Here is a 12409-nt window from a genome sequence, read left to right on the forward strand (position 1 = left end):
ATTCCTCCTCCCCCTCTTTACCCCCCTCTGCCGTAAACAGCACTCGCGCTGCCCGCTGCATCAGACAAAATTATTGGCATATGCCACATATGAGCGTATAAATGGCTTATGCCAATTAGGAGCCACCATGCCAAGACCCAAGATTGCCCGCCAGATCTGTGGCCGCCCCGCCAACAGCTGCTTCAAACCCAACGGCCGCCCCATGCATCAGCTGGAACAGGTCACGCTGGCCCCTGACGAGTTCGAGGCACTGCGCCTCGTCGACCTTCAAGGAATGCAGCAGCAGGAGGCCGCCCTGGTGATGGGGGTTTCCCGCCAGACCCTGGCCAATATCCTGAAAAAAGGGCGCTACAAGGTGGTGGAGTGTCTGAGTCTGGGCAAGGCATTGATGATGCAACCCGCCGAGCCCGACCACCCAACCAGTGGAGAAGAGCCGACATGAATGCTGTCACAACCATGACCACCAACCCCAGCAACAGCGCCCTGATGCTGAGTCAGGGGCTGCTGGCCGGCCACTTTACCCGTGCCGAGCAGCTGCAAATTCTTAACCCCGAAGGGAACGTTATCGCCACCCTGACCAACCCGGCCGCTGCCGAAGGCTGCCACGGCAAGCAAGCGCTGCTCGACGCCCTCACCCACTATCAGGTGGGTCAGGTGGTGGTGCGCAATATCGGCGAGCGAATGCTGAGTCGCCTGCTGGCGGCCAATATCCGGGTGCTGCAGTGTCGCTCTGCCCGCCTGCCGCTGCCCGCGCTGCTAGCCTCCACCAATTTGCAACCTCTTACCGAGGCCAGTCAGGGCCGTCCATCTCGTCGTCATCAGAGCAAGGCGACTATCCGTGCCATCCAGCCCGTCGGCGCAGGCTCGAGTCATGGCCATTGTCACGGTGGTTGTAACAGCAGCTCAGGTCACTGTTGCGCCAGTGGTGGCCATCAGGCAGATAGCCCACGGCAAGGCCATACTTGTTGTCAAGGCAGTGAGGGCGCAGGCCAACAGGGCGGTTGCTGCCATCATCACTGATGCCATCGCCGTGCATGTCATCACCATCAAGGAGAAGAGATCATGTCCATCTGGTTGTTGAGCCTGCTCGCCTCGTTCGTACTGATCCTGGCCATGGGTACCATCATCTGGTGGCGCCAATATCAGCTTGCCCAGAAACGGGAAGATAAAGAGGTGCGCCCCTGTGGTTGCTCCAGCGCCTGCGCGGATCACCTCTACCAGATCAGCGAGCCGACGCCCAAAAAACAACCTGACTGCACACGCCATAACCGCAGATAGAAGGTCGGCAAAAAAAGGGCGCATGAAATAGAAAAGGCGCATAAAAGGGAGGGGGCACCTGCTGGTGCCCCCTCCCTATTTATTCCTCGTCATGCTTGAACCGCCTCTTTCCCCCTTACGCTCATCACACGCGCTCAACCCGGCTCTGCGCCACTGGCCGCCACACCTGATGAACTGGCGGGATCCTGATACTGCTGATAGATGGCATAAAACTCGGCCTTGTTGTGCAGGGCCGCAGCGACACAGGTGGGATCAAACTGGCTGCCGGCATGCTCCTCCAGATAGGCAAACGCCGTCTCGAACGGCCAGGCCTGCTTGTAGGGGCGCTCGCTGGTCAGGGCATCAAAAACATCAGCCACCGTCACGATACGCGCCGCCAGCGGGATCGCCTCCCCCGCCAGGCCCAGCGGATAACCGGTGCCATCAAAACGCTCATGATGGCCTGCGATGATGTTGGTCAGCATATCGGTGTGGTGAATGCCATCGAGGCCAAACTCATTGATCATCAGGCTGATCATCTCTCGCCCCTTGCTGGTGTGAACCTTCATGATCTCGAACTCTTCCGGGGTCAGCTTGCCCGGCTTGAGTAAAATGGCATCCGGCACCGCGATCTTGCCGATGTCGTGCAGCTCGGAGAAGAGGTAGACAAACTCCACCTCCTCGTCGCTCAGCCCGCAAGTCGGGGCCAGCGTCTTGGCGATCAGTCGGGAGTAGGCCGACATCCGATGCAGATGGTTGGCGGTCTCCTCATCCCGATAGCGACTGAACTCCCGTGCCGTGGTCAGCGCGCCGCCGAGGGTCTGAATAGAGAAGAACTCCACCGCAATGATGGCGGACAACATCTGGGCATAGGCCGACAGTTCGCTTTGGATCGACTCATCGAAATAGCCCGGCTCCATGGCATCGCAAAACAGAAAACCAAACAGCTTGCTGTTGAACAACAGCGGCTCGGTATAGCTGGAGGCATAGCCCGCCTCCAGCAGCTTGCGGCTGTGTTCCGACGCGGAACCACGCAGGGCATCGAGATTGCCAAGCACCCGGGGGTGCTTGTGCTCCGCCAGATAGCGCAAGGAGGGAACATCGCTCAGCTTCACCTCATACTGCACCAGCGGCGAGGGCCCCTCGGTGCTGTGAGCGAAGGTCTTGAGCTGATCGGTATGGGGATCGTAAATCGCAATGGCCACCCGACTCAGCTTGTCAAAACGCTCGCGTAGCGTAGCGTGCAGATTCTGCATTCTTTCGCCAAATGAACTTTCCATTGCCTTCTCCACCGGATCACCATGATGGGAGTATAGGGGCACCCGTGACAGGGTTCCCAGCCACAGACCGCGAAATTGACTAATAAGTCAGCAATGCATATTGCCAGCCACAAACCTGTGCAGCAGGGACTGCGCGCCAGTCAGGGCTCCACCATCAGCCGCTATTCGCACGGCCCAATCCTGCCCACTCGGAGATATTGTTCAGTTCTGCCATGCTGGCTGTATAGTTTTTGGTTAACCATTCCGGTAAAATCCGCGCCCTTAAAGAAGAGCCACCTAAGAGTGATTGAGCGATGTCCAACACAAAACAGGCCCCCAAAGTAGGATTCGTCTCCTTGGGTTGCCCCAAAAACCTGGTCGATTCAGAACGCATCCTGACCCAGCTGCGTACCGAAGGGTACGACGTGGTGCCCAGCTATGACGATGCCGAGCTGGTCGTCGTCAACACCTGCGGCTTTATCGACAGCGCGGTGCAAGAGTCGCTGGAAGCGATCGGCGAAGCGCTGGCCGAAAACGGCAAGGTGATCGTCACCGGCTGCTTGGGTGCCAAAGAGAACCAGATCCGCGAGATCCACCCCAAGGTGCTCGAGATCACCGGCCCCCACGCCTATGAAGAGGTGCTGGGTCACGTCCACAAATATGTGGAGAAGCCGCAGCACAACCCCTTCACCAGTCTGGTTCCGGCCCACGGCGTCAAGCTGACCCCGCGCCACTACGCCTATCTGAAGATTTCCGAGGGGTGCAACCACCGCTGCACCTTCTGCATCATCCCCTCCATGCGCGGGGATCTGGTGAGCCGCCCCATCGGCGACGTGCTGGCAGAAGCCAAGCGCCTGAAAGAGGCGGGCGTGAAGGAGCTGCTGGTGATCTCCCAGGACACCTCCGCCTACGGCGTCGATGTGAAACACCGCACCGGTTTCTACGACGGTATGCCGGTCAAGACCAGCATGGTCGCCCTGTGCGAAGAGCTGGCCAAGCTCGATATCTGGGTACGTCTGCACTACGTCTACCCCTACCCACACGTAGATGACGTCATCCCGCTGATGCGCGATGGCAAGGTACTGCCCTACCTCGATATTCCGTTGCAGCACGCCAGCCCGCGCATCCTGAAACTGATGAAACGCCCGGGTACTGTCGAGCGCACTCAGGAGCGGATCCAGAAGTGGCGCGAAATCTGCCCGCAGATCACCCTGCGCTCCACCTTTATCGTTGGCTTCCCGGGCGAGACCGAGGAAGATTTCCAGATGCTGCTGGACTTTATCGACAAGGCGGAGCTGGATCGGGTCGGCTGCTTCAAATACAGCCCGGTCGAAGGGGCGCTGGCCAACGAGCTGCCGGACCCGGTGCCGGAAGAGATTCAGGAAGAGCGCTTCCAGCGCTTTATGGAGCTGCAACAGCAGGTCTCCATCCGCAAGCTGGCCCGCAAAGTGGGCCAGGAGATGACCGTTATCATCGACGAAGTGGACGAAGAGGGTGCCACTGGCCGCTCCTTCGCCGATGCGCCGGAGATCGACGGTCTGGTCTACCTCAACGGCGAAACCGGCCTCAAGCCGGGCGACATGGTCAAGGTGCGGATCGACGAATCCGACGAATATGACCTGTGGGCCAGCCTGATTAGCTAACCCTTGCTGACCACCGCTCAATGAAAAAGCGCCTTCGGGCGCTTTTTTATGCTTCCAGATTGCACTTCTACACCAGTAAGCCCCACTTTGCGGTACAAAACTGGCATATCCGTATGCAAGGGTGTGTAATAGTCGTTTCTGTTTGGCGACGACTCGAAATCCCATGCAACTCAAACCCCTTCTCAAGGGACGCTTTCAGCCCCACTGGCAGGCCAGTCATGATCTTATCGTGCAGGTAGTGCAATCCTGCATCACGGAGCAGCATCTGATCCCCGAGGGGGAGCCCCTGATGCGTCAGGGGGAGCTATTGCGGGATCTGGTGCTGGTACCGGGCGGCCGCATCGCCATGGGCCACACCGCCATGAATGGCCGCCGCTTTCAGCTCGGCACCCTGGAGTGCGACAACCAGCTGTTTGGCGAGATGGAGTTCTTCACCGGCTACCGCTGCCAGCTCGACATCATCGCCGAGGAGCCGCTGGAAGTGGCCCGCATCGACGGCGAGCAGCTGGAGCAGGCGCTGGTCGCCCACCCCAAGGTGGCGCTCTTCTTTGCCACCGCCATTGCCATCGACTATCAGGACACGGTGGATATCTTCACCTGCCGCATGCTCTACCCCATCAGCTACAACATCGCCCTCGACCTCTATCACAGCCACTGCCACCACAACCCGGTGAGCGGCTTTCGCAAGGGGTATCAGGAGGCGGAACGCTTCGGCACGACCGACCGGGTCTACCGGCGGGCGGTGAAAGAGCTGATGGAGAAGGGACTGGTGGAGCGCGGCGAAGAGGGATTGCAGATCCGCGATCTGGCGGGGCTCAAGGCCTTTCTGGAGCAGCCATAAGTCGCAGGCCTCAGTTGCCGACTGAGCAGCAACAAGCGGAACAGCAACAAAAAAGAGGGGCGGTTTATACCGCCCCTCTTGCTGTTTACTCCCCCGCTCAGGCGAGACAGGGCTGAGGCCGGGCCATGCGCAGCGAGGCTACCAGCATGACGAGGATCACGGCGTAGATAAGCGGGATGGCGTACATCACCGCCTGCAAGCCGATCACCTGCTCGAACATGGCGCTGATGGCCGGGCTGAACATGGCCCCCGCGCTGCCGCTGATGAGGATGTAGGAGACGTTCTTGCTCGACGCCTGGCGCACAAACGACACCCCGTAGGCGATAAAGGCGTTGTAGAGCGCCGCGCAGACAAAGCCGTAACCATAGGTGAGGTATGGCAACTGGCTCAGGTTATCGGTGGTGACGATGAGCGCCGTCATCCCCATCGCCAGGGTGATGATCACCAGCAGGAAGGTTCGGATCGCAATGCGGGTCACGATGGCGGTGGAGACCAGTGCGCCGAGCAGGGCAGCCGTCCAGTATTGGGTGATGATATTGCCCGCCTCCTCGAAGGGGATGCCGAACTTATTCTTCACGAACATGGGAGCCCAGGTGAGGAAGGTGTAGAGCGCCAGCATGCCGAGAAAGAGCCCCAACCCGCCGCTGATGATGCCGAGGTTCCACTCCGAGTGCTCGTTGCCTGCGCTTTCGCCACCCGCCTCGCAGCTGCGGAAGTTGGTCAGCACCGCCACCAGCATGGTCGCCAGCGCCACCACGCCCACCGCCAGATAGCTCCAGCTCCACGCCATGGCGTGAGTCAGGGTGTAGGTGGTGATAAGCGGGAAGACCACCCCGGCCACGTTGAAGGTGGCATCCTGCACCACCAGCATGGTGCTCTGCATCCGCGCCTGCCAGACGCTCACCACCAGCGTCCCTGCAATGCAGAGTCCCACCCCGCCACACAGGCCGATCACCGTCATGGCAGCCATCACCACATAGAGCGAGCCGGTCAGATGGAGCGAAGCCGCCGCCAGCGCGATCAGGCCGTAGCAGAGCAGGGTCATCCGCTTGAGCCCCACCTTCTCGATAAGGAAGAAGGCGGCAATGGTGCCCGCCAGCGCCCCGCCGTTGAGCAGGGAGAAGATGGAGGCCACATGATTGACGTCGGCGCCGAACTTGGCGGCGATGGGGTCGATCAGCATGCCGAACTGGGTCGCAAAACCGGCCATCACAAAGTTGGCCAGGAAGCTGATGGCAGTGAGGGAGAGCTTATTGTTCATATTGGATCTCTCTTGGGGTCAGGGTGCGTGCAGGGGTGGGCGGACTGCGGCGCTTACAGCGCGGTGTGCAGCGCCAGCTCGATCATCTGGTTGAAGGAGAGTTGCCGCTCTTCGGCAGTGGTCTCTTCACCGGTCAGGCAGTGGTCGGAGACAGTCAGGATGGCGAGCGCCTCTATCCCCTGCTGATGGGCCAGCCCGTAGAGACCGGCCACCTCCATGTCGATGCCAAGCACTCCAAACTTCTCCAGCGCCGGAATGAGGTTTTCGTCCGGATCGTAATAGAGGTCGCCGGTGAAGATATTGCCCACCTTGACCGGAATCGCCTTCTCCTGCGCCTTGGTAAACGCCTTGTGCAGCAGGGCAAAGTCGGCCGAGGTCGCCATCTGGTAACCGGCGCTGCGCTTGGCATTGGTCGGGGAGTCGGTGCCCGCCGCCTGCGCCAGAATGACGTCACGCATCTGCACGTGGCGCTGGGTCGCCCCCAGACTGCCGATGCGGATGATGCGCTTGACGCCGAAGTCATTCACCAGCTCGTGGGCGTAGAGCACCATGGAGGGGATCCCCATGCCGTGGCCCATCACCGAGATGCGCTGGCCGTTGTAGTAGCCGGTGTAGCCCAGCATGTTGCGCACATTGGTCACCTCGCGCGCGTCGGTCAGAAAGGTCTCGGCGATATAGCGGGCCCGCAGCGGGTCTCCCGGCATGATGACGGTCTCGGCGAAATCGCCCGGGTTGGCATTGATATGAGCGGTCATTGTTGTTGTGCTCCAGTTTGACTCGTGTGGATGAGGGCATCCTAGCCCCCGCCCCCTCGCCCCTTGCAGGACAAAAGTCCTGTTGCCCCGATCGAGATCCCAGTTCCGGCAACTTGTTGTCGCTACATCGCATACCGCATGCTTTTCGACGTTGCTTGCTAAGGCTTGCCCATCACAGCCACCCGCCATTCCCGACCTACCAGCATAAAAAAGCGGGAGGGTAACGGCCCTCCCGCTCGATAGACCCTGCAACTGACGCTGCGGGCCGATGGCATTGTTCACTCTGCCGGTTGACACGCAATGCCAGCCATGGGCTGGCTAGCTCAAATCATGCAGTGCCTTGCCAAGGGGCGGCGTGAGGCGCAGATCCGAAAAACGCACCGCCAACCCCTGCCGCTCGGGGGTGCAGCACATCACCCCGATAAAGCAGCGCTCGCCTGGCGGGAACGGAGCGAGCCGCAGCAGTGGCCACACCTCACCATCGGTGGAGTATTGCAGACGCAGACAATCGGCCAGCCGGGTCAGGCGCAGCCAGAAACGGCGCGGATTGCCGCTGAAAATACCGGTGGCCCAGTCAGATCGCTGATTGGTGAGCACGCTGCCGATCATCGGTTGGGCATCGTTGTACTCTATCCCCGCTTTGAGCCAGTGCGCCTCGTCTTGCAGCAACATCAGCCCCGCCTGATCGTAGAGGGTCGTGAACTCCCCTTCGACACAGACCTGAAAGGTAAATTCCCCCTCGACCTCACAGCCATAGAGATGCCCACTGTGGCGCTCGAAACCATACCAGGTGCTGCGCCAAAAATCGGTCTGCTTGTCCGTTACCACCAGCAAGCCGTCGCTTGTTTTGTGCCATTCGGCCGGTTCATTGAGCCAGAACCATTCAAGCCCTTCCCTCATCCTCTTTTGCTCCTGTTCTCGCCATGTTTCCCGTTGTCACCGGCCCATAACACTCGGGCGCGCTCATACTATCGCTGGCCATTCGGCCACGAGCCCCAGCTGCGAGCGGCCAACCAAAGGGACTCCATTGTGTCGCCATCATGACTGGCGAGCAAGCCGTTGGGGCCAACCTTGCAACCGATAGGCGATCGGGCAAGTAAAAGGGGGCCCCTATTGCACGACGATAAGACATCTCGATATGGGCTCGAGTCGACTAACAGGTGGTCGATAGAGGGGACGCTTCAAGCCCGCCAACATCAGATGGCATATCAGGCATCACACGAAACGAAAAAGCCCAAGCAATTTAATTGCTTGGGCTTGGTATGTGGCGGAGAGACAGGGATTCGAACCCTGGGTGGCATTGCTGCCACAATTGATTTCGAGTCAATCCCGTTCGGCCACTCCGGCATCTCTCCGTGGGATGAGATTTTTACCCGAGCTGGACCGAGGATGCAATAAAAATTTCTTAGATATCAAATGGCTGAATCAGCTATCTGGGAGCAGGCTCACAATGCTTCACGCACGGCCTGCGTTGCGAGGCCACTCTTGTATGGCTCTGTATCCACCCGCTCGCACACCCGGCCATTATCCACGTCGTGATATTCCCCCATTGCCATGAGGCGCCTCTTTTTCCTGCTTGGCACTCAAATTTATGGGTGATGCCGATTTTGGCTGGTTTCCTATGTATCCCCAAATCATTGCGGGTGCGCGGCAAGCTGGTAATCATGGGCTGATTGAGGAACAATCGCGCCATCCTGGCGGCTGTGTTGATGATGTTCCGCCCCGATTGAACTGATGGATCTCCTTATGCGATTGCCGAAACTCATGCCCCTCTCCATAACGCCCGCCCTTTCCCTGCTGCTGGCAGCGATCCTGCTCTGCGCCACGCCGGCAGAGGCCAAACGCTACCCGCTGCCACCTGCCGGGAGTCGCCTCATCGGTGAGCTGGAGGATTACATCATCCAGCAGAATGAACATCTGGAGCTGGTTGGCAAAAATACACAAATTGGATTTTTGGCGCTGCTTGAAGCAAATCCGGGTGTAGACCCCTATTTACCCAAGCCGGGCACCCGCTTGACGCTGCCCACCCAGATGCTGCTGCCTGATGTGCCTCGCGAGGGGATCGTCATCAATCTGCCCGAACTGCGCCTCTACTACTTCCCCAAAGGGAAGAGCGAGGTCATCGTGCTGCCCATCGGGATTGGCGATATCGGCCGCGAAACACCCGAGATGACCACCACCGTCATCGAGAAGAATCCCAACCCGACCTGGGTTCCCGGCCCCATGGTGCGCAAATCCTGGCTGGAGCAAAAAGGGATCACCCTGCCCGCCATGGTGCCCCCCGGCCCGGAGAATCCCCTTGGCAAGTTCGCCATGCGCCTTGGCTATGGCAAGCGCGACTACCTGATCCACGGCACCAACAAGGATTTTGGCGTTGGCCTGCGGGTAAGTGCAGGCTGCATCCGGCTGCGACCTGACGATATTGAGGCCCTGTTCAAGATTGTGCCGATCGGCACGCCGGTTCGGGTCATCAATCAACCGGTCAAGGTCGCCATCGAACCGGATGGTCGGCGCTGGCTGGAGGTACACTCCCCGCTCTCCCGCACCGAAGAGGAGCTTGAAAATGGCGCCCCGCTGGTGCTATCTCCGGCCATAGAGAGCTTTATCAGTGCACCTGACGTGATGCAGGATGAGGTGACGGCGGCGCTGGAGAGCAAAAATGGCCTGCCCCGCCCCATCAGCAGCCAACTTGTCAGTGGTTAAGTCATCAGCGTCCGAATCGCACCGGAGTCACCTTACCTCATGAAATTCCTGCCCCTCCTGCTCCTGTTGGCCTGTCACTCCTTGTGGGCCAAGGACATTCTCTGGATGAACAATGGCGATCGTCTGACCGGCAACATCGAGGAGGTGACCGAACAGTCGGTGCGCATCGCCCTGCCCTACAGCGGCGCAGTCACCGTCCAGCGGGAGGCCATCAAACGCTGGCGCATCGATAAAGAGGACAAACCCAAGGCGACGGCAAAGGGTGGGCTCAAGCTGTTCGAGGATGACCAGGATGAACGCAACGCCTGGCTCTGGACCGGCAGCGGCGATCTCAATGTCAAACTCAAACAGAATGACAAGCAGACCAACAACGTCAACCTCAAGTGGAAAAGCGAGCTGGCCAATCTGGACTGGCGTTACAGCTTCTCCGGTGAATATACCTATGAGACCGCTGACAACGTCACCGACAGCCATGATTATCAGCTCAACCCTACGCTGGACTACTTCTTCAACCAGCAGTGGTTCTTGCGCACCTCACTCGATGCCGAATATGACATGCTGGATAAAGATCGCTATCTCTACATGGACTATGGCTCGGGGCCTGGCTATCGCTTTTGGAACGACAAGCGCCGCCGACTGGAGCTGATGGCCCAAGGGGGGCTAAGTCGGCTCTACTTCCGTGAAGATAGCAAGATCACCGGCGTTTTTCTGGGTGAACGGGTCATAGACTACCCCTTCGCTGGCCTGAACTGGGATTATCGCCAACCTTTCTCCCTCTGGCAGGAGAAAATGGAACTGTTCAGCCAGGGGCGCTATCTGAAATATCTGGCACAACCCTCCCCCTATGTCACCCGTAATCAGGACCTGAAAGGCAGCATAGGGTTGCGCTACTACTTCAATGACCATCTGCGCCTCTCCTGGTCGAGTGAGCTGAATTGGGAAGATGCTGACATCCTTGTCGACACAGGCAGCCCGGAACCCCGCGAGAGCGAATTAAGACACCTGCTCAGCCTTGGCGTCAGTTTCTAGCCCCGGATCCCCAACACGCAAAGAGGAGCCAATTCGGCTCCTCTTTGCTTTAGGCAGACAGGCTCGCTAGATCAGCCCCCAGGCGGCAATCTGGTAGATCCATACCATCGCCAGCAGGGTGCCGACCAACCCCATGATGACGCCGATGCGCACCATCTGGTGACTCTCCACCAGACCGGTGGCGTGGGCCAGCGCATTGGGCGGGGTACTGATGGGCAGCGACATCCCGAGCGAAACCGAAATGGTGACCGCCAGGATCAGGGTGTGACTGCCGCCCCACTCTGCCAGCTCCGGCATACTGACCGCCAGTGCCGCCACCAGTGGCAGCAACAGATTGGCGGTTGCGGTGTTGGACATGAAGTTGGCCATCACCACTGCCAGCAGACAGGCACCAATCAGCACCGCCAGCGTGGAGTATTCGTGGAACGGAATGTGGGTGATGAGCCGCTCGGCCAACCCGGAGTCCTCCAGCGCCAGCCCCAGCGCGATACCACCCGAGACCAGCCAGAGCACATCGAGGGAGATCTTGTGCAGATCGTCCTTGGTGATGATGCCGGTGGTCAGGAACACCGCTACCGGGATCATGGCGACCACGTAGGAGCTCATGCCATGCAGATCCCCCAGCAGCCAGAGCACTATGGTGGTGATAAAGGTGAGGTAGACCACCCAGGCGCGAGGGGTCTGCATAAAGCGCCCCTCAATCTTGAGATCCATCCGCTTGAGGGAACTCGGGAAGAAGCGCCCCAGCAGGAACCAGCCAAGCAGCAACAGCAACACCACAAAGGGCACCGCAAATCCCATCCACTGACCGAACGAGATGGCATGCTCGCCGGTCAGGTATTTGAGGGCCACTGCGTTGGGCGGAGTGCCGATGGGAGTGCCGATCCCGCCGAGGTTGGCCGCCAGCGGAATGGCCAGCACAAAGCCGATTTTGGCCGGGTCCTTGTCGGGAAATGCCGCCAGCACAGGGGTAAGGATGGCCAGCATCATGGCGGTGGTGGCGGTATTGCTCATAAACATGGAGAAGGTGGCGGTGATCAACATCAGCCCCAGCATGACGATCCGGGGATCCTGACCAAACGGGCGCAGCAACACCCGCGCCAGATTGACGTCCAGATGGTACTTGGTCGCCGCAATGGCGAGGAAAAAACCGCCGAGAAACAGCATGATAACCGGCGAGGCAAAGGTCGCCATCACCTCGGTGGACTTGAGCAGCTCACCAAAGCCCGGTTCAGCCTTGTCGGCAGTCATAAACCAGAGCCCCTTGTCGGAGAGCAGCAGCAGCTCCAGCACGATGATCAGCACCGAGGTAGCAAAGATAGGGATGGGCTCCAGGATCCAGCAGAGGGCGGCCAGCACGAAAATGGCCACGACCCGCTGCTCGATGACGGTGATCCCCTCCAGCGGGATCCTGTGGGTCGGGATCAGCAGGATGGTGAGGCTCAGCAGCAGTGGCAGAATAATCTTGTTATTGATGGGCACTATTGTCTCCAGGATCGGGAGTAAGAAGCCAATAGTGGCATAACATGCTATCGCCTCATGCCGCCAACTCGCTAAAATGAGAGCTGGCTAACTGCACGGCGCCCCGTTTTGTGAGTCATATCAAGCTGGGGTCGGCGCGCTATGGCTGACGCCTCACCCCTTGCAACAAACAGGCAAAA

The 12409-nt window shown here is 59.4% G+C and carries 12 protein-coding genes and 1 tRNA gene; 7 read left to right on the forward strand and 6 right to left on the reverse strand.

What is annotated here, in order from left to right:
* Nucleotides 1–127 precede the first annotated feature (127 nt).
* Genes ACTG2G_RS03990 through ACTG2G_RS04000 form a run of 3 tightly spaced genes read left to right on the forward strand, consistent with a single transcriptional unit; the run spans nt 128 to nt 1278 of the window.
* Complete coding sequence (locus ACTG2G_RS03990) at nt 128–442, forward strand: DUF134 domain-containing protein (RefSeq protein WP_005338107.1); 315 nt, start codon at nt 128–130, stop codon at nt 440–442.
* Nucleotides 439–1020, forward strand: coding sequence for a NifB/NifX family molybdenum-iron cluster-binding protein (locus tag ACTG2G_RS03995; protein ID WP_421386246.1), 582 nt, complete (start codon nt 439–441; stop codon nt 1018–1020). The genes ACTG2G_RS03990 and ACTG2G_RS03995 overlap by 4 nt, the downstream gene beginning before the upstream one ends.
* Nucleotides 1021–1062: 42 nt before the next feature.
* Entirely contained in the window at nt 1063–1278 is a 216-nt protein-coding gene (locus ACTG2G_RS04000; RefSeq protein WP_201995220.1) for a hypothetical protein, read from the forward strand.
* A 134-nt stretch (nt 1279–1412) separates the two neighbouring features.
* Here the strand turns inward: ACTG2G_RS04000 and ACTG2G_RS04005 are convergent, their stop codons facing one another.
* Complete coding sequence (locus ACTG2G_RS04005; RefSeq protein ID WP_216951702.1) at nt 1413–2537, reverse strand: HD domain-containing phosphohydrolase; 1125 nt, start codon at nt 2535–2537, stop codon at nt 1413–1415.
* A 293-nt stretch (nt 2538–2830) separates the two neighbouring features.
* Between ACTG2G_RS04005 and rimO the strand changes: the two genes are divergently transcribed.
* Complete coding sequence (gene rimO, locus ACTG2G_RS04010; RefSeq protein ID WP_421386245.1) at nt 2831–4159, forward strand: 30S ribosomal protein S12 methylthiotransferase RimO; 1329 nt, start codon at nt 2831–2833, stop codon at nt 4157–4159.
* A gap of 163 nt (nt 4160–4322) precedes the next feature.
* Nucleotides 4323–5000, forward strand: a complete 678-nt coding sequence (locus ACTG2G_RS04015; protein ID WP_216951704.1) for a Crp/Fnr family transcriptional regulator — start codon at nt 4323–4325, stop codon at nt 4998–5000.
* A gap of 97 nt (nt 5001–5097) precedes the next feature.
* Here ACTG2G_RS04015 and tsgA read toward each other — a convergent pair whose 3' ends face one another.
* From tsgA to ACTG2G_RS04035, 4 genes are all read right to left on the reverse strand, one after another.
* Entirely contained in the window at nt 5098–6261 is a 1164-nt protein-coding gene (gene tsgA, locus ACTG2G_RS04020) for an MFS transporter TsgA (protein ID WP_439985206.1), read from the reverse strand.
* A gap of 53 nt (nt 6262–6314) precedes the next feature.
* Nucleotides 6315–7016: a purine-nucleoside phosphorylase gene (gene deoD / locus ACTG2G_RS04025; protein ID WP_005303072.1), complete on the reverse strand. Its 702-nt coding sequence runs from the start codon at nt 7014–7016 to the stop codon at nt 6315–6317.
* 318 nt (nt 7017–7334) lie between these two features.
* Complete coding sequence (locus ACTG2G_RS04030; protein WP_421230694.1) at nt 7335–7916, reverse strand: DUF1349 domain-containing protein; 582 nt, start codon at nt 7914–7916, stop codon at nt 7335–7337.
* A 365-nt stretch (nt 7917–8281) separates the two neighbouring features.
* A tRNA-Ser gene (locus tag ACTG2G_RS04035) sits at nt 8282–8371 on the reverse strand.
* A 391-nt stretch (nt 8372–8762) separates the two neighbouring features.
* Between ACTG2G_RS04035 and ACTG2G_RS04040 the strand changes: the two genes are divergently transcribed.
* Entirely contained in the window at nt 8763–9719 is a 957-nt protein-coding gene (locus tag ACTG2G_RS04040; RefSeq protein ID WP_421386244.1) for a L,D-transpeptidase family protein, read from the forward strand.
* A 39-nt stretch (nt 9720–9758) separates the two neighbouring features.
* A complete protein-coding gene (locus ACTG2G_RS04045; RefSeq protein WP_421351254.1) occupies nt 9759–10748 on the forward strand; it encodes a DUF481 domain-containing protein in 990 nt (329 codons plus the stop codon).
* A 66-nt stretch (nt 10749–10814) separates the two neighbouring features.
* Here the strand turns inward: ACTG2G_RS04045 and ACTG2G_RS04050 are convergent, their stop codons facing one another.
* Nucleotides 10815–12230, reverse strand: coding sequence for an SLC13 family permease (locus ACTG2G_RS04050; RefSeq protein ID WP_421386243.1), 1416 nt, complete (start codon nt 12228–12230; stop codon nt 10815–10817).
* Nucleotides 12231–12409: the final 179 nt, after the last annotated feature.

It is taken from the genome of Aeromonas sp. 55A, assembly GCF_051919665.1.
GTDB lineage: Bacteria > Pseudomonadota > Gammaproteobacteria > Enterobacterales > Aeromonadaceae > Aeromonas > Aeromonas veronii.

Bases quoted from the DNA above. Each gene is read 5' to 3' on its own strand.
- ACTG2G_RS03990 (WP_005338107.1), top strand. From the start codon at position 128: ATGCCAAGACCCAAGATTGCCCGCCAGATCTGTGGCCGCCCCGCCAAC.
- ACTG2G_RS03995 (WP_421386246.1), top strand. From the start codon at position 439: ATGAATGCTGTCACAACCATGACCACCAACCCCAGCAACAGCGCCCTG.
- ACTG2G_RS04000 (WP_201995220.1), top strand. From the start codon at position 1,063: ATGTCCATCTGGTTGTTGAGCCTGCTCGCCTCGTTCGTACTGATCCTG.
- ACTG2G_RS04005 (WP_216951702.1), bottom strand. From the start codon at position 2,537: ATGGAAAGTTCATTTGGCGAAAGAATGCAGAATCTGCACGCTACGCTA.
- rimO (WP_421386245.1), top strand. From the start codon at position 2,831: ATGTCCAACACAAAACAGGCCCCCAAAGTAGGATTCGTCTCCTTGGGT.
- ACTG2G_RS04015 (WP_216951704.1), top strand. From the start codon at position 4,323: ATGCAACTCAAACCCCTTCTCAAGGGACGCTTTCAGCCCCACTGGCAG.
- tsgA (WP_439985206.1), bottom strand. From the start codon at position 6,261: ATGAACAATAAGCTCTCCCTCACTGCCATCAGCTTCCTGGCCAACTTT.
- deoD (WP_005303072.1), bottom strand. From the start codon at position 7,016: ATGACCGCTCATATCAATGCCAACCCGGGCGATTTCGCCGAGACCGTC.
- ACTG2G_RS04030 (WP_421230694.1), bottom strand. From the start codon at position 7,916: ATGAGGGAAGGGCTTGAATGGTTCTGGCTCAATGAACCGGCCGAATGG.
- ACTG2G_RS04040 (WP_421386244.1), top strand. From the start codon at position 8,763: ATGCGATTGCCGAAACTCATGCCCCTCTCCATAACGCCCGCCCTTTCC.
- ACTG2G_RS04045 (WP_421351254.1), top strand. From the start codon at position 9,759: ATGAAATTCCTGCCCCTCCTGCTCCTGTTGGCCTGTCACTCCTTGTGG.